Genomic DNA, 26,208 nt, shown 5'->3' on the forward strand with positions numbered 1-26,208 from the left:
AAAAGATACTAATAGAAAAATATAATTTTAATTAATTATGTTTTTTATTTAAAAATTTAATATTTTTCCACAACGAAAAATTAATTTATTATTTAAATTATTTAATTTTAAATAAATATTTTATGTTAAATATAATAATTGTAAATTATAAATTGAGGCAATTAAATTAAATCTTAAACCAAATCTTTTTCTTCGATTACGATATTTTTCTGTAATAATTTTAAATTTTTTAAGAATAGCAAAAATATTTTCAATAATAATTCTCATTTTTGAAACTAGTCTATTATATTGCTTTTGTTCTTTGTTTAAAGGGTTTTTCTTTGTTTTCTTTGTAGGTATTAGAACATTATTGTGATTTTTTTGTATTCCTTGATAACCACTATCAACTATTAATTTGGTATTTTTTAAAATTGGGATTTTTGATTCTTTAAATAAAGCATAATCATGTTTTTTTCCGAGCGAAAAACTTGTTGCAATAATTTTTTTGGTTTCTTGTTCGATAATTACTTGTGTTTTGATCGTGTGTTTTTTCTTTTTACCAGAATAAGATTGTTTTTGTCTTTTTTTGGGCGTTGGATTGGAGTTTCGGTAGCATCAATAATAATAGTTTTATCATTAAAATAATCATTTATTAGTGCTTTTTTACCAGCAAGTTGTTGAAAATCAGAGTTTTTAATTAAAATATCTTCAATTCACTTAATATTACGATAACAATTAGCCTCACTAATATCAAAACTTTTACCAAGATGAAAATAAGTCTGATATTCTCGTCAATATAATAAAGTCATCAATAATCTATTTTCTAATGATAATTTATTAGTTTTACCACCTTTTTTAAATTTTTCTATTTCAGCAACTTTTAAAATATCTAACATTTTATTAAAAGTGGATTTTTTTATTCCTGTTAATCTTAACCATTCTCTATCATTAAGAGTATTAAATTTATTATTGTTCATATTTTTATGTCCTCATAAATTATATTTTATAATAATATTTTAATAAAAAAGGGTATCGCAAGAAGTCTATTATAAAAATTTATATTCCAAAACTACTATTAATATGACCCTTAATAAAAATATTCTTATTTTTATTAAATCCTACTTTAAAAAAATTATTTCATTACTAATAATTTCAATAATAACTTATAGACAGTGTGTAATACAAAAATAAACAACAAAATTATTTAATCAACTCACATAAAAGCTAGTGTGCCATAGCTAAGATATATGATCAGTAATAATAAATATTAAAATCCTTTAACCATAACACGGAAAAAGTTTAAAATCTTAATGATAACAAAAATACCAAATGGAATTAAAATAATTCACGCATCACCTAAAAAGGTCATTAACTGTGGTAACACAGCATAAATTGCTTCTTTAACTTTCATCATGGCTTGTCCTAAACCACTTCAAATAGAACCCATTCCATCTGAAATAGTAGATTTATCACCAACTGCTAAAAAATTAATTGCTGTTGTTAAATACATACCTAACATTATTTTTTATCCTCCTTATTTTCAATTTCTTTTTTATCTTTTTTCTTTCCTCGAATTTGGCGAATTTTTTGATAAATTGATAAACCAATTCAAGCAAAAATACCTAATATAATAACAACACTAAAAATTGTCGTTAATCAAACTGGCATAATATATCTCCTTTCAATAAATTAAAAAATTGAAATTTGCAAACTAGTTCTGCTCGTTGTCGCTTTGCTCCATTAAAAAACATTGTTGAATAAATTATCCGCTAATAAATTACGCGGAATAATTTATTCTTTTACTTTTTAATTTCAATATCTTTTGCAATCTTATTGACAGTATTAATAACAATATCTTTACCATACTTTTTCACTAACGACCGCAAAATCAAATATTGCTTTGTTTGCATAATTCCAACCTCCTATAATTAACTTAAAAAAGTTAACTAAATTGATAGTTAACTTTTTATGGTTTGGCATTTACAATTTACATTAAAAACTATTATTAATAGTTTTAAGAGATTTTGCTTTTAAAAAAGTAATACGGATAAAAATGCTAATACTAAAACAAATAAAAATTCAAAATGTTATTGATTAAAAAATATTATTCATTAGAGTAATAAATTTATAAAACTTACTATCAAATAAAAAATCTGTTAACATTTTTATCGCTCTCATTTTTACATAATATAATTTTACAAAAAAAGCAAAGGGGTACCCCTGCTTTATTTTAATAAAATTAAACTATTTAAGTTCAACTAAAGCACCTGCCGCCACTAATTGACCTTTAATTTCTTCAGCTTCTTCAGATTTTACTTTTGATTTAATTACTGCTGGTAATTTATCAACAATTGCTTTCGCTTCCATTAATTCTTTTCCAGTAATTTCTCTTACTAATTTAATAATTGCAACTTTAGATGCTCCTGGATTTGTTAAAACAATATCAACTTCTGAAGGTCCCGCTGCTGCTCCACCTTCTGCTGGTGCTGCGGCAACTGCTGCTGCAGCAACAACGCCAAAATGATCTTCAATTGCTTTAACTAAGTCATTTAATTCTGATAATTTCATTTCTTCTAATGCTTTAATAATATCATCTTTTGATAATGCCATAATATTTTCCTCCTCATTAAGAATTACATTTTTATAAAATATTGAATAAATTAATTACTCACTTTTCGCTTTAGCAATTTCTTTAACCGCTATCGCGAACATACGTAATGGGTATAATAAGCTTGATGCAAACATTGCAAGTAATTCGTCTTTTGTTGGCAATAAAGCAATTTCAATAATTGCTTTTGTATCCAAGACTTTACCTTCATAAATTCCGGCTTTTAATTTTAAAGCTGGATGCGTTTTTGCAAATTTTGCCAAAGTTTTTGCGGCAGCCATCTGTTCTCCTACACCAAACGCAAAAGCATTAGGACCTGTTAAATAATGATCTAATTCTGCAAATCCCGCTTCTTTAGCAGCCAAGCTCACTAAGTTATTTTTATATATTTTAATGGTTACATCCTGTTTTGTAAGCATTCTTCTTAGTTCTGTAAATTCAGCAACTGTTAATTTTTGATATTCAACAACAACTGCTGAGTTAGCAGTTTTGAAGTTATTAACAATTTCACTAACAACTGCTGTTTTAATTTTCATTGCTGGCTTCATTCTTTGCCTCCCCATAATAATTCAATAAAACAAAGGCAATTAACCAAATAGATTAATTGCCTGAAACATTATAATAATATAAAAACATGTAACTGTTCAATATCTCAATAATGCCTTGGCAACATAATTAAGATTTAATAAAAATCCGTTGCTGTCTCTGGTATTTTGATGACTAAGGTATAATACCAAGAATTATCATATTATAATTTTTCTTAAAAGTCAAATAATTATTATCATAATAAAAACCTTTTTCCATATATCGTACTTTCTTCATAAACAAGTAAGTATTTATTTTAAACAGAAAAAGGTCTTATTATCAGCCTTACAATAGACTTCTTGCGATACCCTTTTTTATTAAAATATTATTATAAAATATAATTTATGAGGACATAAAAATATGAACAATAATAAATTTAATACTCTTAATGATAGAGAATGGTTAAGATTAACAGGAATAAAAAAATCCACTTTTAATAAAATGTTAGATATTTTAAAAGTTGCTGAAATAGAAAAATTTAAAAAAGGTGGTAAAACTAATAAATTATCATTAGAAAATAGATTATTGATGACTTTATTATATTGACGAGAATATCAGACTTATTTTCATCTTGGTAAAAGTTTTGATATTAGTGAGGCTAATTGTTATCGTAATATTAAGTGAATTGAAGATATTTTAATTAAAAACTCTGATTTTCAACAACTTGCTGGTAAAAAAGCACTAATAAATGATTATTTTAATGATAAAACTATTATTATTGATGCTACCGAAACTCCAATCCAACGCCCAAAAAAAGACAAAAACAATCTTATTCTGGTAAAAAGAAAAAACACACGATCAAAACACAAGTAATTATCGAACAAGAAACCAAAAAAATTATTGCAACAAGTTTTTCGCTCGGAAAAAAACATGATTATGCTTTATTTAAAGAATCAAAAATCCCAATTTTAAAAAATACCAAATTAATAGTTGATAGTGGTTATCAAGGAATACAAAAAAATCACAATAATGTTCTAATACCTACAAAGAAAACAAAGAAAAACCCTTTAAACAAAGAACAAAAGCAATATAATAGACTAGTTTCAAAAATGAGAATTATTATTGAAAATATTTTTGCTATTCTTAAAAAATTTAAAATTATTACAGAAAAATATCGTAATCGAAGAAAAAGATTTGGTTTAAGATTTAATTTAATTGCCTCAATTTATAATTTACAATTATTATATTTAACATAAAATATTTATTTAAAATTAAATAATTTAAATAATAAATTAATTTTTCGTTGTGGAAAAATATTAAATTTTTAAATAAAAAACATAATTAATTAAAATTATATTTTTCTATTAGTATCTTTTTTACAAATATTTGCAATTTTTTAACAAGTAATGCAAGAAGTCTATTGAAGCTTAATTTTTTTATATTCATTATTAGATCCTTTGTCAATTATTTTGATAATTGCTGTTGTTGCTTCGGTTGTGATTGAAAAAGTTGTTAATAATAAAATTCATGTGATTGATTTTATTGTAATTTTATGTATTGTTTTGTTAAATGCTTTTATTCAAACAATTGAACAAGTTAAAGCAAAAAAATCATTAGAATCATTAAAGAAAATGACAATTCCACTTGCTGTTGTAAAACGGGATGGTGACATCATTGAGGTCCCAGCTAATGAGTTGGTTGTTGGTGACATTGTTGTTTTAGAAGCGGGAAAATATATTCCTGCTGATATTCGTATCTTAGAAGCAAATAATTTGTTTATTGATGAAGCCGCTTTAACAGGTGAATCAGTTCCGGTTGAAAAAAATAGTCATATTTTAAAAAAAAGAAAAATTAGTTTTAGCTGATCAAACTAATATGGCTTTTATGTCAACTTTTATTACAAACGGGAGAGCAGTTGGGATTGTTGTTGCTAATGCTGATGCTGTTAATAGTGAAATTGGTAAAATTGCTGCAGGAGTGATTTCAGCAAAACAAGAAAAAACACCTTTACAAATACGATTAACAAAATTAACAAAAATAGTAAGTATTTTTGCTGTTTTATTAGCGATTTTTGTCTTTGTGTTCTTCCTCTTGACGGATGAAAATAGTTGACCAATCAATTTAATGACATCTGTTACAATTGCTATTGCTGTTATTCCAGAGTCATTAATTGTTATTGTGTCAGTAATCTTATCATTATCGGTGAAACGAATGGCTCGTGTTAATGTTATTGTTAAAAAATTAGATGCTGTTGAAACATTGGGGTCTGTGAATGTCATTTGTTCAGATAAAACCGGAACTTTAACCCAAAACAAAATGACAGTTAAGGAAGTAATTTTTAATAATGAAACGATGAAAGAAAGTGACTTTCAGTTTGAAACAGACAATCGAGCAGCCTTTCATTTTATTAATTGTTTAACATTATGTAATGATGCTATTAATCAAAAAAAAGAACGAATTGGTGATCCAACTGAAATTGCTTTAATTGATTTTACAAGAAGATTTACAATTAGTGAAGTTAAATATCGTGAGCAATATGTTCGAACTTTAGAAGTTCCATTTGATTCTGATCGAAAATTAATGTCAACTGTTAATCAAATTAATAAACAAGAATTTGTTTATACCAAGGGGGCACTTGATCAATTATTAAAACATTGTCATAAAATTTATTTAAATAATAAAATTATTCCTTTAACAACAGCAATGAAAGAAGAATTACAACAAAAAGCTTTAGAATTATTAAGTCAAGCGTTACGAGTATTAGCTTTTGCGTTTAAAGAGTATGATAAAAAAGAAATTGAAACTGATTTAATCTTCTTGGGTGCTGTTGGGATGATTGACCCGCCTCGTCCAGAAGCGGTTGAGGCAGTTAAAAAAGCACATGAAGCTGGCATTAGAGTAATTATGATTACAGGAGATCATAAGGCAACAGCCTTGGCGATTGCAAAAGATTTGAATTTAGTAACTTCTGAAGCAAATGTTATTTCTGGTCATCAAATTGATAGTATGAATAATAAAGAATTACAAGAAAAATTTAAAGATGTTTCGGTTTTTGCAAGAGTTAATCCTGATCATAAAACAAGAATTGTTGAATGTTTACAATCAATGAATTATGTTGTGTCAATGACGGGTGACGGGGTTAATGATGCACCAAGTTTAAGTAAAGCTGATATTGGGGTGGCAATGGGAATTACAGGAACTGATGTTTCAAAAGAGGCAGCAAATATTATTTTGCAAGATGATAATTTTTCAACCATTATTCGTGGTGTTGAAGAAGGAAGAAATGTTTATCATAAAATCAAACGGGTAATTGCGTTTGTTTGTGCAGCACAGTTAGCTAATGTTCTGGCCTTTATTATTATTTCTGTTTCGACGCAAATCAAACCATTTGATTCGGTTAACATTTTATGATTTAACTTGGTTGTTGAAACACTAATGGCAATTCCAATTGGTTTAGGAGATAATGATAATCGTTTAATGTTAGATAAACCACGGAATAAAAAAGAATCCTTTTTTACTAATAGTTTAATAACGATTTTATATTTAGCATTTGTTACAGCGGGAACTGTTATTGCAACATTTTTTATTGGAAAAGAAGTTTTTAATAATGTTGAAGATGCTAAAATTGCAACAATTTTAGTAATGGCTTGTGCCCCAGTTATTTTTGCTTTTGCAATCCAATTACCAAACTATCAGATTAAAGCACATCATAAAATGGAACCAACTAATTATTATTTATTAGGAGCATCATTAATTGCTTTAACATTAAACTTTTTAATAATATATACTCCAGGGTTAAATTTAATCTTCTTATCAACAGCTAATGAAAATAATTTTGAAACATCGCCATTATTATCATGACAAATGTCAATTATATCGTTGAGGATGATGGGTGTACCATTATTGTTATTATTGGCTTATGATGCTATTCGCAAATTAATTGGACCATAAAAATAGTTGGGTTTAACTAAATAATACTTGTGAATGCAAAAAATAATGTTTATAATGTATGTGGTTAAAAATAAAAAAGTGAGAGCTAACCACTCCAATAGCTACTGTGTCATCCTACTCGGATAACTTTTATTAGACTTCTTGCGATACCCCTTTTTATTAAAATATTATTATAAAATATAATTTATGAGGACATAAAAATATGAACAATAATAAATTTAATACTCTTAATGATAGAGAATGGTTAAGATTAACAGGAATAAAAAAATCCACTTTTAATAAAATGTTAGATATTTTAAAAGTTGCTGAAATAGAAAAATTTAAAAAAGGTGGTAAAACTAATAAATTATCATTAGAAAATAGATTATTGATGACTTTATTATATTGACGAGAATATCAGACTTATTTTCATCTTGGTAAAAGTTTTGATATTAGTGAGGCTAATTGTTATCGTAATATTAAGTGAATTGAAGATATTTTAATTAAAAACTCTGATTTTCAACAACTTGCTGGTAAAAAAGCACTAATAAATGATTATTTTAATGATAAAACTATTATTATTGATGCTACCGAAACTCCAATCCAACGCCCAAAAAAAGACAAAAACAATCTTATTCTGGTAAAAAGAAAAAACACACGATCAAAACACAAGTAATTATCGAACAAGAAACCAAAAAAATTATTGCAACAAGTTTTTCGCTCGGAAAAAAACATGATTATGCTTTATTTAAAGAATCAAAAATCCCAATTTTAAAAAATACCAAATTAATAGTTGATAGTGGTTATCAAGGAATACAAAAAAATCACAATAATGTTCTAATACCCACAAAGAAAACAAAGAAAAACCCTTTAAACAAAGAACAAAAGCAATATAATAGACTAGTTTCAAAAATGAGAATTATTATTGAAAATATTTTTGCTATTCTTAAAAAATTTAAAATTATTACAGAAAAATATCGTAATCGAAGAAAAAGATTTGGTTTAAGATTTAATTTAATTGCCTCAATTTATAATTTACAATTATTATATTTAACATAAAATATTTATTTAAAATTAAATAATTTAAATAATAAATTAATTTTTCGTTGTGGAAAAATATTAAATTTTTAAATAAAAAACATAATTAATTAAAATTATATTTTTCTATTAGTATCTTTTTTACAAATATTTGCAATTTTTTAACAAGTAATGCAAGAAGTTAATGGTAGTAAGAAAAAAGTTGAGGTTTTATAAAAAATATAAATAAAGTAATTAAATACAAATTAAATTAATCGCTTATTAGAGCGATTTTTTTATTTGCATTATTCATCAGATAGTATCTTTAAAATTAAAAATTAACCTATTTTGCCCTACAAACTAGTTAATTTTTATAATTTCCTTTCTGTGATTTATTATATTTTTTCGGTTTAACAACTAATAATATCATTTTTAATAAAGGTACTATCTGATGAATAATGCAATCTAAAACTTAATATTTTGATGCTTAAAGATGGATAACTCATCTATGGCACGAAGCCTTAAAGAAAGTGTGAAAGCGATTGGATTTACTCTCCTATTTATTTCTTTAATTCTCGGCAAGATTAATCACTTGCGAAATGTCAGAGCGCGTGTTTTTTGGCTTGTTTTCATAAAAAGAGTGTTGTTAAACTGAAAAAAACAATATTGGACATTAAAAAAACAAGAGGGTTGGAGCTCCAAAAGGTTATTTTCTTTATATAAAGTTGTCTAGGGATGGATGAAGCGTAATTAATAACTGGGTAAACTGTTTTTTTTGTTTATTTCCGTGGGGGTAAAACTCTATTAAAATATCCTACCGCCCCCGCTCACCTTCAAAGTGAAGCGGGCGGCGAAGTAATTAAATACTAAAATAAATTATTTACTAAATATCAAAATATTAACCAATAAAGGAATATTATGTTTTTTTACAGAAAGGAAAATATTTTATGAAAAAATGAAATAAAAAAATTAAAAATAAATTACAAGAATTAATGATACGAGCTTATCCAGTAACGGTAAATGATATTAATGATGAAATTTGAGCAACAAATAAAAAGAATTAAGGAGTATAGATAAATGACAGAATATAAAAGTTTGTATATTAATAAAACTTGAAATGAAATAACAACATCTTTTGAATGAGCTAATTGTCAGCCTGTTAATTGTCGTATTTCACATCATAAAAATCATTATGATTTGCAATGTTTAGAATGAGCCAAAATGTACTTAAATTTATTTAAAGACAAGTGAGATGTTATTGCTTCTTATATGCAATATTATAAAATTAACGATATTTTAGATTTAGCATCAGATGGATGAAAAATATTACAAATTGACAAAAAAATAAAACAAATAAATTAAAATATATTATTGCAATTGACCCTGCTGGAATTGGACAAACTGGTATTATTATTTATAATGTTTTGCAAAAGAAAATAATTAATAATATTACTTTTAATTCCAAAAATGAAGAAGAAGCAATAAATAATATGTATTTAATATTAAATGAGTTTAAAAATAAAATTTGTTCTTATTTAAATAAAGTTATTGTAATAATTGAAGATTATCAACTTCATAAAGGTTTAAAAATAAAAAACCCATTATCTACTCCTAAATTCATTGGTGGTTTAAAAGTTTTATGCAAATATCTATTTAATTTAAATTATGTTTTACAATCACCAGTTATTAAGAAAAATTATTTTTATAAAGGAAATATTAAAATGACAGAACACGAACACGATGCTTGGAAACATTTACAATATTTTATAACAAAAGGAGTTGATAAAAATGGCACAAGCAAAAAGTAATTTACCTAAAAAATCAATAACTAATAAACCTAAAATAAAAAATAAAAAAGTTAATAAATTAGAATTAACTGTTAGATTACATGAAAATCCGATTAAAACTAAAATTAAGGCACTGGTTGCTGGTGGTGTTGAAGTTGATGCTTGTTCGGCTAAATGTCAATGAGACGGATTAAATTACTCAACATTATCAATATATAACCCATCTATTTTAACTGAGTTTTTGAAATTAAAAAAAGATGATGAGATAAAAATTAAAGGCTCAGTATTTAATCAGTTAAATATAAAAACTAAACGCTATTTTTTATCTTTTAGAGTAGATAGTTTTGAAATTATACAAAAAGCAATTAGAAAAAGAACAAACAAAAATATTAAAAAATAAGGAGGAAAAAACATGGCATTAAAAAATGTAAAATATGTTCTTATTGATGAACATGATAAACCAATTAAAAATGAAGATGATAGTTTTGATATTAAAACGGTAGAAGTTATTTTAGAAAATTCTGAAGAAATTAATGAATTTAATACAGGTAATTTAGAGAATAGCAATCAACAAATCAACGAACTACAAACAAAAAATAATGAATTAATTTCACAATTAGAACAACAAACACTTCAATTAAAACAAATTGAAATTAATAACTTCAATAATTTTTTAACTGATAATGACGAATTTAAAAATGTCTTACTAAAATCTTATGATATTAATGATGATATTGAAGTTATTAAAGCACACTTACAAAGTGTTTATGATGAATTAATTAAGGTACAAACAGTTAATACTGGTGGCGTACCAAAAGTAGAAAACAAAGAAAACAATATTTTAGATACAGACAATGTATTTAATAAATAGAAAGAAGGAAGTAAATTATGGCACAAAACCCACAAAGAATTTTCGGAGATATTGCTAATCAAGCAACAAAAAGAGACCGAGAAACATTTGAACAATGATATTTACAAACTTATCAACAAAAATTTAGTTGAGAAGCTTTATTTGCATGAAAAGAAGCAAATAAGTTTGGTTTAACATATAAAAGAAAGAAAAATATTAAATACAATGAAGGTCTAGGAGCAAACGGTCAAGTATTTAATACTGATGATAACCTACTAAAATATTCAACAGTGGAATTTTAAGATGGAATTGTTGAATTAGATACAATTTTAACTTTTGCTCGTAAATTAGACCCCGTAGAAAGTGATTTTAATCCTAATCTTTGGGCTGCCGATATTGAGCAAGCAATGGATACTGAGGTTGCTTATAAACGCAATAAAATTTTAGAAATTATTAATAAAGGAACAGTTACAACTATTCAAGGACAAAAAGCAGATGATACAAATGCTTTACAAATCCACGATGAAATTATGGATAAAATATATGAAAACGGCTTTACCCCATCAGAAACAGTTGTATTAGGTTCGGCTGATTTTATTCGTGGAATTCGTAATAAATTACAGTTACAACTTGGAGCAAACGACCAAATAAATAGCATAATTGAAACGAGTGGAGCAATGAAAACTGTTGAAGGAACAACATACTATATGGTTCCTAAAAAATTACCAATTATTAATAAAGATGGTTCAGAAGGAACAATTGAATTATTATCAAATGGAGTTAATGCAATTGCCTTTAAATTTAGCAAAAAATATGACCCCCTTATTTTACGCAAAAAAGACCATACTCCGTTAAGAGTTGGTGCTGCTGCGTTAGGTACTGGAATGGGTAATATTTTGATTATGGAAAGAGTTTTATATTTAGGTGGAGCAGTAGTTGAATCCAAAGGAATTATTAAACATATCGTTGCAAAAATTAATATTAGTAAAATTAATAAAATTAGGTCGTATAAATTATTTTGGGGTCTTAAATTAATATCTTAGAAATTGTGGAATAATATACCACTTACTTATTTAGATTGTATTACTTTTAATTTTATTGTCAATATATTTTTCTATTTTTTTAAATTTTTTCACAAAAAAAATACATTTTTATTAAAGTTATTTAATTTCTTAGATAAAACTAATAAAAATATAAGTTTTTTTGTAAATTATTATTTACAAAATTATTAACTGAATAATTAAATTTATTTTCTTCTAACAATTGTTCATTAGTATTAAATAAATTAATTTTATTTTTTAATCCCATCATACTAGCATTTAATTTATTTCTAATAGTTTTTTCACTATAAATAGCTTTTTTAATTATAGTGCCTTTTCAATAATGAGAAATATCACCTTCAATATCACAACCAATATTATTCCATAGTGTTTGGTTTTCAATTCCTTCTTTATTATTTTTAATTAATCTAATAGTTTTATTCAAAAAAATTAATTTAGCATCGCTTATAAAAGATTTACTATCTTCTAAACACTGTAATAATCCCTCATATTTACCATTATAAAAATTATCAACTGCTTTATGATATATTTCTCTATTTTCTTTGTTTTTACTTTGATATGGATATAGTTTTTTAAATCTACTTGTAAGATGAAATTTATCTATTGTATAGTGAATTTTATTTTTAGGAAAATATTGACGCATAAAATTTTTAGTATTTTTAATCCATAATGCACCATCACCTAAAATCATAATTTCAATATTAGGTGTCAATTTGAAATGAGTTTCAATTAAAGTAAATAATTTTATAAGAACTGGTTTTAAATTTGCTTCTTTTTTAAGATAATCTGGAATATTATCCATTTCAAAAACACCTAATTTATTTGCGATTACAGGTCTTTTTACAGTATATTTTTCTTCATCATACCCAGTATGTACAGTACATGCTATCGTATGTTTTTTTATCTTTTTTCTTCCTTGCTTTGTTGAATCTAACATTTTCAAATAAGTCCCATCCATTTGAATATATAAAGTGTGTGGAATATCTATTTTTTTATTACTTTTATTAAAGTAATATTCTTCGTCAGTTTTTGCATTTTTCATAATATTAGATACTGTCATTAAACTAATTTTTACATGCTCCATAGTATCTAAAATATCTTTATATCTTTTGTTCTCAGTAATAAATGATAATATTTTTTCTTTAACAGAATTATCTATTCTTTGTCATTTTTCAATTCCTAAAAGTTTATCCAAAGGAAAAATATATTCTTCTTTACCTGTTTCTGGATTAATTTTATAATATCTTCTTCTTTTAAAAGTTATTTTTCCATTTAAAATTACTAATGTTCTTTCAATTTTATCTTTTACTTTATAATCTTTAAATTCTTTTAAAGTTTTATCAATTTTGTAATTTTTAAAAATTCATTCATCATAATCTTCTGAACTTTGTTGAATAATTTCAATACTCTGTATATATAATAAATTAATAAAATTATTAAAAAAATTGTTATCAACATTCATCATTTTTTACCCTCTTTCCTTAGTTCTACACATTAACACAAAAATAATAAAAATGCAAAAAAAGATATTATTTTTTATTTATTATGTTATAATTTAAGTGTTAATTATTAGCAAATTAATTTAACTGAAAAAAGTAAAGTAATTTACTTTTTTTTATTTTGATGTAAAATATAGATAATAAAAAAAGAACACTGTCAAGTTCTTCTGTACATGTTTTTCTCTACTTATATTTAACCATATAAAAGGAGTAAAAATGAAAGAATTTAATCCAAAAACAGCAAGTTTGGCGACTTTTTATCGTAAAATAGAGCAATTTTGAGAAAATAAATCACCTAATAAACCATATACTTTGAATGATTTAACCAATGAATTCAATCTTTCTCGCAAGTGAAGATATGATACTTATGCGAGCGAAAAGATAGTTCCTTTGCTTGAAAAACAAGTTGATAGAATTGAAAGTGAAATAATTAATTTTATGATGAAATCACCTGATGGTGCTAAATTATATTGACAACGAGCATTTAATTATAAATATTCACTGCAAGAAAAACAGTTAGAACAAGAATTAAACTTAAATAATCAACAGCCAATAATTGTTAATTTACAAACGGATATTAGAGATATTAAAAAAGAAAGTGATAATAATGCTTAATCATTTTACTTATTTGTTAGAAACACCTTATTGGTTATTACAAAATAGTAATGTTGGTAATAAATATCCCTTTGCTAAGAAATATGAGTTAGTTAATGAAATTAATCAAATTGGAACACGATATAGTGGTAAAACTATTTCAAATATTAAAATGTTTGGTGAATTATTAAAAATTAGTTTATTGATTAAAGAACCAATTTGTATCATTGCTAGTATGTATTGGAGTAAAGATTTAAAAGATAGTGTATTTCAAAATATATGAAATATGTTAGATGAAAATAATATTCCTTATACTATTAATTTATCTAATTTTACTTTTACTTTATCAAATGGGAGCAAAATATATTGTAAAGGTTTACATTCACCAAGTCGGAAAGAAAAATTAAAAGCTTTTGCTGATTTGAATAAATATAAATTAGTTATTGATTGAAGAGAAGAATGTGACCAATTTCAACAAAAAGATTTAAGTGATTTAGAGTTTGCTATTCGTGGTTATCAAAATAAAATAACAATTAATACATGTAATCCTGAGAGTTTAAAAAGATATATTGTTGGTTATTGTAATAGACTTCTTGCATTACTTGTTAAAAAATTGCAAATATTTGTAAAAAAGATACTAATAGAAAAATATAATTTTAATTAATTATGTTTTTTATTTAAAAATTTAATATTTTTCCACAACGAAAAATTAATTTATTATTTAAATTATTTAATTTTAAATAAATATTTTATGTTAAATATAATAATTGTAAATTATAAATTGAGGCAATTAAATTAAATCTTAAACCAAATCTTTTTCTTCGATTACGATATTTTTCTGTAATAATTTTAAATTTTTTAAGAATAGCAAAAATATTTTCAATAATAATTCTCATTTTTGAAACTAGTCTATTATATTGCTTTTGTTCTTTGTTTAAAGGGTTTTTCTTTGTTTTCTTTGTAGGTATTAGAACATTATTGTGATTTTTTTGTATTCCTTGATAACCACTATCAACTATTAATTTGGTATTTTTTAAAATTGGGATTTTTGATTCTTTAAATAAAGCATAATCATGTTTTTTTCCGAGCGAAAAACTTGTTGCAATAATTTTTTTGGTTTCTTGTTCGATAATTACTTGTGTTTTGATCGTGTGTTTTTTCTTTTTACCAGAATAAGATTGTTTTTGTCTTTTTTTGGGCGTTGGATTGGAGTTTCGGTAGCATCAATAATAATAGTTTTATCATTAAAATAATCATTTATTAGTGCTTTTTTACCAGCAAGTTGTTGAAAATCAGAGTTTTTAATTAAAATATCTTCAATTCACTTAATATTACGATAACAATTAGCCTCACTAATATCAAAACTTTTACCAAGATGAAAATAAGTCTGATATTATCGTCAATATAATAAAGTCATCAATAATCTATTTTCTAATGATAGTTTATTAGTTTTACCACCTTTTTTAAATTTTTCTATTTCAGCAACTTTTAAAATATCTAACATTTTATTAAAAGTGGATTTTTTTATTCCTGTTAATCTTAACCATTCTCTATCATTAAGAGTATTAAATTTATTATTGTTCATATTTTTATGTCCTCATAAATTATATTTTATAATAATATTTTAATAAAAAAGGGTATCGCAAGAAGTCTAATGAATTAATGCCTTTTGATGAACAAATAATGCGTAGTAAATATGAACAAATTAAATATATTGAAAAATGAAATATGAAGATTATTATTCATTATTCTAGTTGAAGACTTAATTATGAATTACCACAAGATAAAGTTAATGAACAATTAAGATTAGAACAATTAGATATTGAAAGAGCAAGAGTATGAAGTTGAGGATTGCCCGGTAATACTAGTGGTTCAATCTTTGCAAGATATATTGATATTATGCAAGCAACAGATATTATTCAACCAACGAAATTATTAGGTGGTGTTGATTTAGCAAACTCTACTAGTCCCAAAGGACATACAACAGCAGCGAGTTTTTGAATATATAATTCATTTGATAAAAAAGCATATAAAGTAGCAGAATATACACACTCAAATGCTACTCAACAATTTAAAGGACCATTAGAACAAGTAAAAGATATTTTAGAATTTTACAACAATCAATTAAATCAATATTTTCATTTAATTCAGCAAGGTATATCAATTAATGTTGATGATAGTGCCTATGCAACATTAGAAAGTTTAAATAGAGAAAAATATAATTATACTTTTGGTCAATACATGAATTTTAAACCAGCACAAAAGCAGAAGTTTAAAATAAAGCATCGTATTGAGGCAATTACAATGTTAATTAATACTAATCAATTAAAATGATTATGAGAAAAATGTCCTGTAAGTAAAACCCAATATGAATTAATTCAATGAGAAGATAAACCAGATGCCAGAGAAGAACGAATGTTAGATTTATATGATGATACATTTGATAGTGATTTTTATGCTTTACACTTTGAATTAGTACCAATGGTTAAACATAATAGTTCAGCAGATTATAAATTATGACAACAAAGGGAGTGATTAACTTAATGAAAAAAGATATTTATGTAATACATGATGAGCGTGTAATAAATGCAAAAAGACCTTATATGTCTGTTTGTGGACAAGTTAAAAAAAGACTTTGTAAAGAATTAAAAAAAGATAATATCGCAATATGTAAATTAAATTTATATAACGAATATATTAAGAAATATCAAAAAGTTAAAGTATGTGTACAAGTTTTAGCAAATGAACCAAATTTATTAACAGTAAATATTATTAATTATGCACTTATCTTAAAATTAAAGGAGAAAAATAACAATGAATAATACTTTCCCTAGTTTACCAAACTTAAATGATATTAATAGTGTTTTAAAATTTTATAATTATGATTGAACTATTAATTTAGCAAATATTATTGCTCGCCATCAAATGCGACTAGTAAATGGTAAAGATATTTTATTTAAGTCTCATCGTAAAGACATTTTAGAAAAATTAAATTGATGATATGAAACTTATAAAATAAAAGAAAAATTAGATAAGAATGAATTAACAGCAAGTTTAATGGGTAAAACTATCTTTGGTTTATTAGAGACTAATGACGGCAATATTGATTTATGAATTAACCCTTTTAACTTTACATCACGAGTAAGTAAAATAAATGAAATTGAACAAGGTGCTGATATTTGATTAAATTATCATCAATCAGATAGTGGTTTTATTTTAAATTTAATTTGTACCAAAGATAAAATAGTTATTAAAGGTTGACCTAAAAATAATGAAGTAGTTGTTGGGCAAAGCAAAACAGAAATTAAAGATAATGTAAGACCTGTATTAATACAAGAATTTAAAAATAAATTAGGTATTGTCCCTTTTTGAGAAATGATTAATGAACCTAATCCATTATTTTTATCAACTTCAACAACATTAAGCCTATGGCCTACTATGGCGAATTGTTATAAATTACAATTTGATTTAGAAGATAGTTTTAATATTAAATCAAAAGAAAGATGAGCAAATCGTACTCATTGATATGGGGTGTTAGATGATGATTTAATGACTGCTTATAACAAAGGCAATAAAAAAGTATTACAAGACGCTTTTGATGATATTTTTATTCAATCAGGTCAATCAGCCGTAGATGGTCAATTATCCCAATCTTTACAAGTAGTACAAGGTACACCAACCTTAGAAACATATACAGAAGACCAAAAAGGAATTATTGAACAAGTATACTTAGCATGTCATTTTTCTAGTCCTTTTGGTGATAAATCAGATAATGACCAAAATAAAACACAGTCATTATTAACTAAAACAAAAGATTTAGAAAAACAAGCATATTTACAAGCATATCGTAAGCAATACTATACTAAAATGTTTGATACAGTTTTAAAATATTATGGTTTATGAGATGGAAATGGTGAAAGACCTTATGGATTTGATTTTATTAGCGCTAGTTTAGTTGACCAAATGCGACAAAATGAATTAATTACTGCTAGATTAGATAATGGCACAATGGAACCCATAAGAGCTATAACTGAATATGATAATATTGATGAATTAGAAGCAACTAAATATTTTGAAAAAATAGAAAAATGACAAGATAAAATGCAAGCCAAAGAAATAGAACATAATAATAAATTAATGGAATATGATGAAACTGGTAATAATCAAAATGCCTTACAAGGTAGAACAGAAATTAAGGAGAATTAAAAAATGAGTAGAATTAACCCCCGTGTTATGGAAGAATTAAGAAGACAAGCCCACGATACTTTAATAGATATCAGAGAAAACATAAAAGATAATCGCCATTGAATTGTATTTCCTTTTAATGTTTATAGTTCATATATCCCTGATACAGAAACTGGGTGAAAACCTAATAATGCAAAGCCTAGTGATTATGGTAGTTATTCACGCATATTTGATAATATGGAAAGTACTATTGCTCAATGACAAGATAGTTTAAAAATAGTTCAAAAATATAAAGGTGAAGAAATTAATATATTAACGATTGATGATTTTAATAAACAACCAGTTGACTCAACAATATGAACCAATAATGAAACACCTTTTGCGATAAAATTAAAAGGTGAAAATATTAATTATTATTGAAAATTAATTGATGGTGAAAACATTTATGATGTTAATAAAATGTTAGAATACTTAAATCAATATAAATTAAGTTATTTTATGAATAATGATAATAGAGCTGATAATTTTTATACAAAAGAAGTTAGGGTTGGTAAATATTGAGATGCTTATATGATTGATGATAGAAGTTCAATTCAATTTGGTGAAGCCAAATTTGAGCAAGTATTTACTCAGCAATCAACTGAAAGACAATATACTTTATTAATTTTAGATGAAGATGCTGATAAATTAAATATTAATGATTATTATAATTTTTATACTGTATTTAATGACCGTGGATTAAATATTGGTGGTGGTGATATTAATTCTGCTCCCCAAGATAGACAATGATTATATCCATCAAATGTTATTAATTATTATTCACCTTATGATGGCAGTTTCTTATGACAAGAAATTACTTTTTCAAGTATTAATGACAAAATTAGTAATAGTGGTTTATCAGTACGACAATTTATTCAAACTAGTGCCCCGGGCGAAGGATATTGTTTTCCTAAAATAACTTATGATGAAAAACTAAATAAAGGTATTGTTGAATTAGATGAAGTTTTATTAAAAGACCCCGGTGTTAGAGCAATGGCAGTTAAATTTTATGGTAATCCGATCTTTTTTGATATGCCTGTTATTGGTCGACCAATTATTAAAGGTCAATTTAATAAAAAAGTTATGAATTCCCGTGATTTATTAATGTATAATATGTATCCTGCTCCTCCTGATAAAATCAATACTTATTCATCACCCGAAGTAAGTTGATATAATGTTCAAGGGATACAACCAACAATGATAACGGGTTATGAAGATTGAAAAAAAGATATGGAAAGTAGATACAACTTTTGAAATCAAAAAAATAGTGAAGGTATTGTAATAACTGATCCTGCAACAACATCAGCATCTAATTCTACTGTTGGTAGAAATATTCATAAAGAAGATAATGATTCTAAATTTTATTGGTCTAAAAGTTGAAAAATAACACCACCAAATAAAGTAAAAGTAAATAGTGGTAATGTTGATAATATTATTAGTACACAAGCGTCATCATATTTTAGAAGAAAAGATGAATTTGGTAATACTGTTGGTCAAGTTCAAATTGAATATAATAAAATGGGTGCATGTAATATATGAGATATTTTAAATATGAATAATTTTATTAATCGCCAAATTACAGTATTGCCTTTAAACTATACACAAAAATTAGTATTTAATCCTTTTACGATACCAGGAGGAGTTGGTAAATTCTTAAACTTTATTTCATTCGGTATTCCCTGAGGATGAGTAATTAACCAAGATGAAAAAACTTGACCTAATTTTCAATGACTTAATGGTTTTATGAGTGCTAATATTTATAGTTTTTATAATGATGCCTTTTGGTCTGAAAAATCAAAAGGTAAAGGTTATTTACCATTTGAAATATTTAGAGAACAAGGAAACGACAAAGTTGGTGCTATCTTTGGAGCAAATGCTACTAGTTTAGGTTTTACAACTTTATTAACTGATAAAGTATTAGGTGATGTTTTACATGTTAATGGAGAACTAGATACAAGAACAGTTTATTCAACATATAATTTAAAACAATTAAATCCTAAAACTAATCGTATATATTTAATTAATGAATTAGTAAGAGCAGTAGATTTACAAACACCAGTTAGTGATAGTGAAAAAGATAATAATTGCGAATTTTTACAAACACCTGATGGAACAAATTGTAGCTATATTATTGATATGTTTTCAATCCAAGCATTATATAAAGGTAATTTTGAAATTATCTTTTATGCTGATAACCCATATACTAACAATGAAGAAGATTACTTAAAATTATCAGTATGAAGTTTTCGTGGAAAAACAAAAAGTACATTAAATAATTATTTACGCGATATGACAACTAATTATAAAACTAGTTTCTTATTACCACATGACTATGAAATACCAACATTTAATTACCCAGAATATGTCTTGCCACCAGTACCATATAACTATAAACCTTATACAAAAGATATCTGAGATGCTAACACAGTACAAGCATTAAAAACTAAAATTACAGCACCATCACAATGTAAACACTCAAATAATCCTAAAAGTTTTATTAATTTATTTGATAATACAACAGAATATAAAGGATATTATGAAATAGAAATTGATTTAAGACAAATTGACCCAACAATTCAAAGTATAAGTAAATTTCAAGATTCTTATAAAACAATTGAAATAAGTAATCTTGACAATTTACAAGTTAGTTGTATTGAACCTGATATAAAACATTTTATTCGTGATAGAAATGTTAATATTTTAGGAGGTTATTCTACTTGTGAATATAATTTTGGACCACTATCTGATGCAACTTTACACAAAAAGGGATTGCCACAAAAAGATAATGTTAATTTTGAAAGTACAAAAACTTTGTATACAGAGAATATAAAAGTAAATGATACTGAAACAATATATGTGACTGCATATACTAATGGATTATCTAGTGGAAATTATCAAAGTGAATATACTATTTCATGAAGAAACTGAGATATTAACTTTTTACTTCAAATAACAAAATTATCTGATAATGATAATAATAAAATTACAGAAACATATTTACAAGCATATTATACAAATGATATGAAATTAAAAATTAGATTTTCAAAAGTATTACTTGCTAAATTATTAGGATATTGTTTAACAAATAATACTTCATGAGGTAATGATAAAGATATAACAATAGATGTAAATGCCTTAGGTGTTTTAAATATGATAAATAATAGTAATAATCCTGTTAAAATTACATTTACACCAAGATAAAAGAAAAAGAGATTTAATATCTCTTTTTTATTCTCCTTTAACTTTCACATTACCATCATTATCAATAACTAATTTTGGTTCTGTTGTAGTTAAATTTCAACGATAAACAGATTTAAAATGAGTTCCTTTGTCTATTCTTCAAGGTCAGTTTGTCATTTTAGATGGCTCATAATTAAACAAATCAACTTCATAATTTAAACTATAACGATATAAACCAATTTCATATCCTTCTTCTTCTTTTAAGATTTTTTTGCCACGTTCATTTATTTTTTCATTATTTAAAAAATTTGTTATATATCATTGTGTTTTACCTTTTCAAACCACATAATATCATTTGTTATCAACTTTATTAAATGGTTTTTCTTGTGGTGCTATTCATTCTAAATTATCTCTAATTTCTTGGTTGTTTGTTTTAATTTTGTTTTCTTGTTTTATTTTTGCTAATTCTTCAGGTGTATATTTTTGTGTTGTATTACAAGCAACTAAACTTGTTGTACTTGTTCCAATTAAAGTGATTGTTCCTAAAAGGCTTAATATTTTTTTCATTTGATTATTTCCTATTTTATTATCAATTAAGTGAATCTATTGAAACAGTATAGTTAACATTTACATTATTAGTATAAACATTTTCATCAGCGGAAATGATTTTTGCGCTACTGTTACTAATATTCTCAACGTTGATTTTTGTAATATCTAAGTCGGTATACATTTCTTTTAGTTTATTTTTAATTTGTTCTTTTGTTGGATTAGATAAATTTTCAGTTTTAAATTCACCTAAATTATTATTTTTAATAATTTTATTTAAATTAATATTAGATGTAAAATTAACAACTACTTCACCACTTAAAATATCTTTTCTATTAAAACTTATTTTTGCATATGTAGAAGTTATATTTTTAACTTCAAAATCATTTATATTATTTTTTAAATCTGTATTTTTTTCTTTTAATTTATCTTTAATTTGTTGTTCTGTTGGTAAATTTAAACCACTAGTTCTAATTGAACCTAATTCAATGTTTCTAATGATTGATTTTACTGGTCTACTATATTTAATATTTAATTCACCATTATAAATATTTATATCATTTGAACTAACTTTAGCATTACTTGTTGTAATACTTGTAACATTAATTTTTGTTGTGTCTAATTGTGGGTTTAATTCTAATAATCTAAACTTAATTTGTTCTTCATAACTATTAACTAATTTTGAAAAATCTATTTCTCCTAAATTATGGTTTGCAATAACATTGTTTAAAGGTATAGATTTATCAACTATAAAAGTAAGTGTTGTTTCTCCAGAAAATCCATCTATAGTAATATTTACATAATTACTAGTAATATTTTTGACTTTAATTTGTTCAGCCGCTATGTGTGGATATTTATTAATTAATTTATCTTTGATTTGTTGTTCTGTTGGAATGTCAGCTCCATTAGTTTTAAAAATAGGACTTTGTGTTTGTCTTTTTACTCTTATACTTTGTTTTTTTTGATAAGGGCTGGCGGCAATTGTTGTTGGTACTGCACTTCCGCTAATTGCTAATACGCTTAATAAACTAAGTAATTTTTTCATTACGTGTTTTTTCTCCTTTTCTTATCTTGAAACTATTTATTGAAATTCTTTATCAAGATTTACCTTCAGTATATATATGCAAGCAAAATTATGAATTATGTAATAATTTTATTCTTAAAAATAATGCTTATTACCCGTTTTAAGGACTAAATTAGTAATCAAATATATTAAGTTTATTTATAATATACAAAAAGTATTGTATTAGTAAAATATTAGTATATAATTAAATTAACGGTTTATCCTTTTAACAAAAAAGTAATTTACGGTTTATGCTTTCCGCCTTAAAAAGACTTATGCTGACTTGTTATTCGAACAAGAATAAAAAAAGAGAGGTTTATAAAATGGCACTTACAAAAGAACAATTAATAGAACAAGGTTTAAGTGAAGAAATCGCAGATAGTATTTTAAATGAATTTCATAATGAAACAAAACAAATTATTGAAGGTATACAAAAACGAAAAGATACTATTTCAAAAGAAGAGTATTTAAAAATTGCTAATGAATTAGATGAATTAAAAGCATTTAAAGATGTTCCAGCTACTAAAATTGAAGATATTAAAACTAATTTAAATAAAGTTAGTGGTAGTTCTTTATCTGAAAAAATGCAAACTTTAAAAGAATTAAAACCTGATTTGTTTGCGCAAGAACAACAAGCAGTTTCGCCAACTAATTTAATTAAAGATATGATTGAAAAATCAACTGAAAATAAAAATGATGAAATTGAAACTATTAAAGAAAAAGGAGCATATACTCCTGATGAAATTAAAAAATTAACTGATTATACACTTAAAAAACTTAGATAATAAGGAGTGAAAATTATGGCAACAATTAATTTGCCACAAGTACCTTTTACATTACAAGGTAATACAACAGGTCAAAAAGCCTATGTTGATATGGTTAATGCTTTATTGCGTGGACCTTTATATAATAGACTTCTTGCATTACTTGTTAAAAAATTGCAAATATTTGTAAAAAAGATACTAATAGAAAAATATAATTTTAATTAATTATGTTTTTTATTTAAAAATTTAATATTTTTCCACAACGAAAAATTAATTTATTATTTAAATTATTTAATTTTAAATAAATATTTTATGTTAAATATAATAATTGTAAATTATAAATTGAGGCAATTAAATTAAATCTTAAACCAAATCTTTTTCTTCGATTACGATATTTTTCTGTAATAATTTTAAATTTTTTAAGAATAGCAAAAATATTTTCAATAATAATTCTCATTTTTGAAACTAGTCTATTATATTGCTTTTGTTCTTTGTTTAAAGGGTTTTTCTTTGTTTTCTTTGTAGGTATTAGAACATTATTGTGATTTTTTTGTATTCCTTGATAACCACTATCAACTATTAATTTGGTATTTTTTAAAATTGGGATTTTTGATTCTTTAAATAAAGCATAATCATGTTTTTTTCCGAGCGAAAAACTTGTTGCAATAATTTTTTTGGTTTCTTGTTCGATAATTACTTGTGTTTTGATCGTGTGTTTTTTCTTTTTACCAGAATAAGATTGTTTTTGTCTTTTTTTGGGCGTTGGATTGGAGTTTCGGTAGCATCAATAATAATAGTTTTATCATTAAAATAATCATTTATTAGTGCTTTTTTACCAGCAAGTTGTTGAAAATCAGAGTTTTTAATTAAAATATCTTCAATTCACTTAATATTACGATAACAATTAGCCTCACTAATATCAAAACTTTTACCAAGATGAAAATAAGTCTGATATTCTCGTCAATATAATAAAGTCATCAATAATCTATTTTCTAATGATAATTTATTAGTTTTACCACCTTTTTTAAATTTTTCTATTTCAGCAACTTTTAAAATATCTAACATTTTATTAAAAGTGGATTTTTTTATTCCTGTTAATCTTAACCATTCTCTATCATTAAGAGTATTAAATTTATTATTGTTCATATTTTTATGTCCTCATAAATTATATTTTATAATAATATTTTAATAAAAAAGGGTATCGCAAGAGGTCTACTAAAAAAGCAAGTATTGTATTAATGGTTTTAATGAAAATGATTAAACAAATTGGTATTAGTAAATTTAGTTGTATTTTAACAGATAGAGGAAAAGAATTTTATAAATGAAAAACAATAGAAAAACATTTTAAAATAAGAGTCTATTTTTGTGACCCTGGTAAACCAAAACAAAAAGCATTAGTTGAACGGATAAAATAGGGATTTAAGGCGTTGATTTGACCAAACTGAACCGTTAATTAATATTCGTAGTAAATTAAAATCTGTTTTAGATATATTAAATACTACAATTAGACCGTGTTTGCGATATTTTACATCAAAGCAATATTTTAAAAAAGTTTTTGTAAATTAAACTAATATTTTAATAGACTTCTTGCATTACTTGTTAAAAAATTGCAAATATTTGTAAAAAAGATACTAATAGAAAAATATAATTTTAATTAATTATGTTTTTTATTTAAAAATTTAATATTTTTCCACAACGAAAAATTAATTTATTATTTAAATTATTTAATTTTAAATAAATATTTTATGTTAAATATAATAATTGTAAATTATAAATTGAGGCAATTAAATTAAATCTTAAACCAAATCTTTTTCTTCGATTACGATATTTTTCTGTAATAATTTTAAATTTTTTAAGAATAGCAAAAATATTTTCAATAATAATTCTCATTTTTGAAACTAGTCTATTATATTGCTTTTGTTCTTTGTTTAAAGGGTTTTTCTTTGTTTTCTTTGTAGGTATTAGAACATTATTGTGATTTTTTTGTATTCCTTGATAACCACTATCAACTATTAATTTGGTATTTTTTAAAATTGGGATTTTTGATTCTTTAAATAAAGCATAATCATGTTTTTTTCCGAGCGAAAAACTTGTTGCAATAATTTTTTTGGTTTCTTGTTCGATAATTACTTGTGTTTTGATCGTGTGTTTTTTCTTTTTACCAGAATAAGATTGTTTTTGTCTTTTTTTGGGCGTTGGATTGGAGTTTCGGTAGCATCAATAATAATAGTTTTATCATTAAAATAATCATTTATTAGTGCTTTTTTACCAGCAAGTTGTTGAAAATCAGAGTTTTTAATTAAAATATCTTCAATTCACTTAATATTACGATAACAATTAGCCTCACTAATATCAAAACTTTTACCAAGATGAAAATAAGTCTGATATTCTCGTCAATATAATAAAGTCATCAATAATCTATTTTCTAATGATAATTTATTAGTTTTACCACCTTTTTTAAATTTTTCTATTTCAGCAACTTTTAAAATATCTAACATTTTATTAAAAGTGGATTTTTTTATTCCTGTTAATCTTAACCATTCTCTATCATTAAGAGTATTAAATTTATTATTGTTCATAT

At 24.4% G+C, this 26,208-nt stretch carries 35 protein-coding genes, 1 pseudogene and 1 other annotated feature; of the genes and pseudogenes, 21 read left to right on the forward strand and 15 right to left on the reverse strand.

Annotated elements, in window-relative coordinates; genetic code table 4:
- Positions 1-120: 120 nt before the first annotated feature.
- From MSROBK_RS12435 to rplJ, 6 genes are all read right to left on the reverse strand, one after another.
- On the reverse strand, positions 121-519 hold the full coding sequence (locus tag MSROBK_RS12435; RefSeq protein ID WP_242441474.1) for a transposase family protein: 399 nt from the start codon (positions 517-519) through the stop codon (positions 121-123).
- Positions 504-956: an IS5 family transposase gene (locus MSROBK_RS12440; RefSeq protein ID WP_040092446.1), complete on the reverse strand. Its 453-nt coding sequence runs from the start codon at positions 954-956 to the stop codon at positions 504-506. Before MSROBK_RS12440 ends, MSROBK_RS12435 begins: the two co-directional genes overlap by 16 nt.
- A 290-nt stretch (positions 957-1,246) precedes the next feature.
- Positions 1,247-1,498, reverse strand: a complete 252-nt coding sequence (locus MSROBK_RS00180) for a hypothetical protein (protein ID WP_040092448.1) — start codon at positions 1,496-1,498, stop codon at positions 1,247-1,249.
- Complete coding sequence (locus tag MSROBK_RS00185) at positions 1,498-1,647, reverse strand: hypothetical protein (RefSeq protein ID WP_004027793.1); 150 nt, start codon at positions 1,645-1,647, stop codon at positions 1,498-1,500. The genes MSROBK_RS00180 and MSROBK_RS00185 overlap by 1 nt, the downstream gene beginning before the upstream one ends.
- A 576-nt stretch (positions 1,648-2,223) precedes the next feature.
- Positions 2,224-2,589, reverse strand: a complete 366-nt coding sequence (gene rplL / locus MSROBK_RS00190; protein WP_040092450.1) for a 50S ribosomal protein L7/L12 — start codon at positions 2,587-2,589, stop codon at positions 2,224-2,226.
- A gap of 54 nt (positions 2,590-2,643) precedes the next feature.
- Complete coding sequence (gene rplJ / locus MSROBK_RS00195) at positions 2,644-3,135, reverse strand: 50S ribosomal protein L10 (protein ID WP_040092452.1); 492 nt, start codon at positions 3,133-3,135, stop codon at positions 2,644-2,646.
- Positions 3,136-3,155: 20 nt separating this feature from the next.
- Positions 3,156-3,314, reverse strand: a sequence feature (ribosomal protein L10 leader region).
- Positions 3,315-3,532: 218 nt separating this feature from the next.
- Here rplJ and MSROBK_RS12445 point away from each other — a divergent pair.
- From MSROBK_RS12445 to MSROBK_RS00240, 12 genes are all read left to right on the forward strand, one after another.
- Positions 3,533-3,985, forward strand: a complete 453-nt coding sequence (locus MSROBK_RS12445; protein ID WP_040092446.1) for an IS5 family transposase — start codon at positions 3,533-3,535, stop codon at positions 3,983-3,985.
- Entirely contained in the window at positions 3,970-4,368 is a 399-nt protein-coding gene (locus MSROBK_RS12450) for a transposase family protein (protein WP_242441474.1), read from the forward strand. The genes MSROBK_RS12445 and MSROBK_RS12450 overlap by 16 nt, the downstream gene beginning before the upstream one ends.
- 150 nt (positions 4,369-4,518) lie before the next feature.
- Positions 4,519-4,986 (forward strand): HAD-IC family P-type ATPase, encoded by a 468-nt coding sequence (locus MSROBK_RS11990; protein ID WP_258267022.1) that lies wholly within the window; start codon positions 4,519-4,521, stop codon positions 4,984-4,986.
- A gap of 1 nt (position 4,987) precedes the next feature.
- A complete protein-coding gene (locus tag MSROBK_RS11995) occupies positions 4,988-7,063 on the forward strand; it encodes a cation-translocating P-type ATPase (protein WP_258267023.1) in 2,076 nt (691 codons plus the stop codon).
- A 202-nt stretch (positions 7,064-7,265) separates the two neighbouring features.
- Complete coding sequence (locus MSROBK_RS12455) at positions 7,266-7,718, forward strand: IS5 family transposase (protein WP_040092446.1); 453 nt, start codon at positions 7,266-7,268, stop codon at positions 7,716-7,718.
- Complete coding sequence (locus MSROBK_RS12460) at positions 7,703-8,101, forward strand: transposase family protein (RefSeq protein ID WP_242441474.1); 399 nt, start codon at positions 7,703-7,705, stop codon at positions 8,099-8,101. The genes MSROBK_RS12455 and MSROBK_RS12460 overlap by 16 nt, the downstream gene beginning before the upstream one ends.
- A 1,035-nt stretch (positions 8,102-9,136) precedes the next feature.
- A complete protein-coding gene (locus MSROBK_RS00215; protein ID WP_040092454.1) occupies positions 9,137-9,421 on the forward strand; it encodes a hypothetical protein in 285 nt (94 codons plus the stop codon).
- Positions 9,376-9,867 carry a hypothetical protein gene (locus MSROBK_RS00220; RefSeq protein ID WP_040092455.1) on the forward strand — a complete coding sequence of 164 codons (492 nt, stop codon included), beginning with the start codon at positions 9,376-9,378 and terminating at the stop codon, positions 9,865-9,867. Before MSROBK_RS00215 ends, MSROBK_RS00220 begins: the two co-directional genes overlap by 46 nt.
- A complete protein-coding gene (locus MSROBK_RS00225; RefSeq protein ID WP_040092456.1) occupies positions 9,848-10,246 on the forward strand; it encodes a hypothetical protein in 399 nt (132 codons plus the stop codon). The genes MSROBK_RS00220 and MSROBK_RS00225 overlap by 20 nt, the downstream gene beginning before the upstream one ends.
- A 12-nt stretch (positions 10,247-10,258) precedes the next feature.
- The gene (locus MSROBK_RS00230; RefSeq protein ID WP_040092457.1) at positions 10,259-10,717 is read left to right on the forward strand and encodes a hypothetical protein; all 459 of its coding nucleotides are present in this window, start codon (positions 10,259-10,261) and stop codon (positions 10,715-10,717) included.
- A gap of 17 nt (positions 10,718-10,734) precedes the next feature.
- On the forward strand, positions 10,735-10,998 hold the full coding sequence (locus MSROBK_RS00235; protein WP_040092458.1) for a hypothetical protein: 264 nt from the start codon (positions 10,735-10,737) through the stop codon (positions 10,996-10,998).
- Positions 10,999-11,103: 105 nt separating this feature from the next.
- Positions 11,104-11,739, forward strand: coding sequence for a hypothetical protein (locus MSROBK_RS00240; protein ID WP_040092459.1), 636 nt, complete (start codon positions 11,104-11,106; stop codon positions 11,737-11,739).
- A 139-nt stretch (positions 11,740-11,878) separates the two neighbouring features.
- On the opposite strand, the gene MSROBK_RS00245 is transcribed toward MSROBK_RS00240, so the two are convergent.
- On the reverse strand, positions 11,879-13,222 hold the full coding sequence (locus MSROBK_RS00245) for an Mbov_0401 family ICE element transposase-like protein (protein ID WP_084217920.1): 1,344 nt from the start codon (positions 13,220-13,222) through the stop codon (positions 11,879-11,881).
- 250 nt (positions 13,223-13,472) lie between these two features.
- On the opposite strand from MSROBK_RS00245, the gene MSROBK_RS00250 reads away from it, so the two are divergent.
- Positions 13,473-13,871, forward strand: coding sequence for a hypothetical protein (locus tag MSROBK_RS00250; protein WP_040092461.1), 399 nt, complete (start codon positions 13,473-13,475; stop codon positions 13,869-13,871).
- Positions 13,864-14,514, forward strand: coding sequence for a phage terminase large subunit (locus MSROBK_RS00255; protein ID WP_040092462.1), 651 nt, complete (start codon positions 13,864-13,866; stop codon positions 14,512-14,514). The genes MSROBK_RS00250 and MSROBK_RS00255 overlap by 8 nt, the downstream gene beginning before the upstream one ends.
- Positions 14,515-14,599: 85 nt before the next feature.
- Here MSROBK_RS00255 and MSROBK_RS12465 read toward each other — a convergent pair.
- Together MSROBK_RS12465 and MSROBK_RS12470 are read right to left on the reverse strand one after the other, a co-directional pair.
- A pseudogene (locus tag MSROBK_RS12465) lies at positions 14,600-15,043 on the reverse strand (transposase family protein); the annotation flags it as partial.
- 200 nt (positions 15,044-15,243) lie between these two features.
- Positions 15,244-15,435: a DDE transposase family protein gene (locus MSROBK_RS12470; protein WP_040092463.1), complete on the reverse strand. Its 192-nt coding sequence runs from the start codon at positions 15,433-15,435 to the stop codon at positions 15,244-15,246.
- A gap of 77 nt (positions 15,436-15,512) precedes the next feature.
- On the opposite strand from MSROBK_RS12470, the gene MSROBK_RS00265 reads away from it, so the two are divergent.
- From MSROBK_RS00265 to MSROBK_RS00280, 4 genes are read left to right on the forward strand one after another with little or no spacing between them, the layout of a single operon-like run.
- Positions 15,513-16,394 (forward strand): PBSX family phage terminase large subunit, encoded by an 882-nt coding sequence (locus tag MSROBK_RS00265; RefSeq protein ID WP_040092465.1) that lies wholly within the window; start codon positions 15,513-15,515, stop codon positions 16,392-16,394.
- On the forward strand, positions 16,394-16,672 hold the full coding sequence (locus tag MSROBK_RS00270; protein ID WP_040092467.1) for a hypothetical protein: 279 nt from the start codon (positions 16,394-16,396) through the stop codon (positions 16,670-16,672). The genes MSROBK_RS00265 and MSROBK_RS00270 overlap by 1 nt, the downstream gene beginning before the upstream one ends.
- Positions 16,665-18,056: a hypothetical protein gene (locus MSROBK_RS00275; protein WP_040092468.1), complete on the forward strand. Its 1,392-nt coding sequence runs from the start codon at positions 16,665-16,667 to the stop codon at positions 18,054-18,056. The genes MSROBK_RS00270 and MSROBK_RS00275 overlap by 8 nt, the downstream gene beginning before the upstream one ends.
- Positions 18,057-18,059: 3 nt before the next feature.
- Positions 18,060-21,275 carry a hypothetical protein gene (locus tag MSROBK_RS00280; RefSeq protein ID WP_040092469.1) on the forward strand — a complete coding sequence of 1,072 codons (3,216 nt, stop codon included), beginning with the start codon at positions 18,060-18,062 and terminating at the stop codon, positions 21,273-21,275.
- A 27-nt stretch (positions 21,276-21,302) separates the two neighbouring features.
- Here the strand turns inward: MSROBK_RS00280 and MSROBK_RS00285 are convergent, their stop codons facing one another.
- Both MSROBK_RS00285 and MSROBK_RS00290 read right to left on the reverse strand, forming a co-directional pair.
- Positions 21,303-21,821: a lipoprotein gene (locus tag MSROBK_RS00285; protein WP_040092470.1), complete on the reverse strand. Its 519-nt coding sequence runs from the start codon at positions 21,819-21,821 to the stop codon at positions 21,303-21,305.
- Positions 21,822-21,840: 19 nt separating this feature from the next.
- Complete coding sequence (locus tag MSROBK_RS00290; protein WP_040092472.1) at positions 21,841-22,845, reverse strand: hypothetical protein; 1,005 nt, start codon at positions 22,843-22,845, stop codon at positions 21,841-21,843.
- Positions 22,846-23,186: 341 nt separating this feature from the next.
- Here MSROBK_RS00290 and MSROBK_RS00295 point away from each other — a divergent pair, with 341 nt between their 5' ends.
- A complete protein-coding gene (locus tag MSROBK_RS00295) occupies positions 23,187-23,648 on the forward strand; it encodes a hypothetical protein (protein WP_040092473.1) in 462 nt (153 codons plus the stop codon).
- Between the two features lie 15 nt (positions 23,649-23,663).
- Positions 23,664-23,852 (forward strand): hypothetical protein, encoded by a 189-nt coding sequence (locus tag MSROBK_RS00300; RefSeq protein ID WP_040092475.1) that lies wholly within the window; start codon positions 23,664-23,666, stop codon positions 23,850-23,852.
- Positions 23,853-23,937: 85 nt separating this feature from the next.
- On the opposite strand, the gene MSROBK_RS12475 is transcribed toward MSROBK_RS00300, so the two are convergent.
- A complete protein-coding gene (locus MSROBK_RS12475; protein WP_242441474.1) occupies positions 23,938-24,336 on the reverse strand; it encodes a transposase family protein in 399 nt (132 codons plus the stop codon).
- Positions 24,321-24,773: an IS5 family transposase gene (locus MSROBK_RS12480; protein WP_040092446.1), complete on the reverse strand. Its 453-nt coding sequence runs from the start codon at positions 24,771-24,773 to the stop codon at positions 24,321-24,323. Before MSROBK_RS12480 ends, MSROBK_RS12475 begins: the two co-directional genes overlap by 16 nt.
- A gap of 101 nt (positions 24,774-24,874) precedes the next feature.
- Here MSROBK_RS12480 and MSROBK_RS00310 point away from each other — a divergent pair, with 101 nt between their 5' ends.
- Complete coding sequence (locus MSROBK_RS00310; RefSeq protein WP_133165033.1) at positions 24,875-25,042, forward strand: DDE-type integrase/transposase/recombinase; 168 nt, start codon at positions 24,875-24,877, stop codon at positions 25,040-25,042.
- A gap of 328 nt (positions 25,043-25,370) precedes the next feature.
- Here the strand turns inward: MSROBK_RS00310 and MSROBK_RS12485 are convergent, their stop codons facing one another.
- Both MSROBK_RS12485 and MSROBK_RS12490 read right to left on the reverse strand, forming a co-directional pair.
- A complete protein-coding gene (locus MSROBK_RS12485; RefSeq protein ID WP_242441474.1) occupies positions 25,371-25,769 on the reverse strand; it encodes a transposase family protein in 399 nt (132 codons plus the stop codon).
- Entirely contained in the window at positions 25,754-26,206 is a 453-nt protein-coding gene (locus tag MSROBK_RS12490) for an IS5 family transposase (protein WP_040092446.1), read from the reverse strand. Before MSROBK_RS12490 ends, MSROBK_RS12485 begins: the two co-directional genes overlap by 16 nt.
- Between the last annotated feature and the right edge of the window lie 2 nt (positions 26,207-26,208).

The sequence above is a fragment of the Spiroplasma poulsonii genome (genome assembly GCF_009866525.1).
Lineage (GTDB): Bacteria > Bacillota_I > Bacilli_A > Mycoplasmatales > Mycoplasmataceae > Spiroplasma > Spiroplasma poulsonii.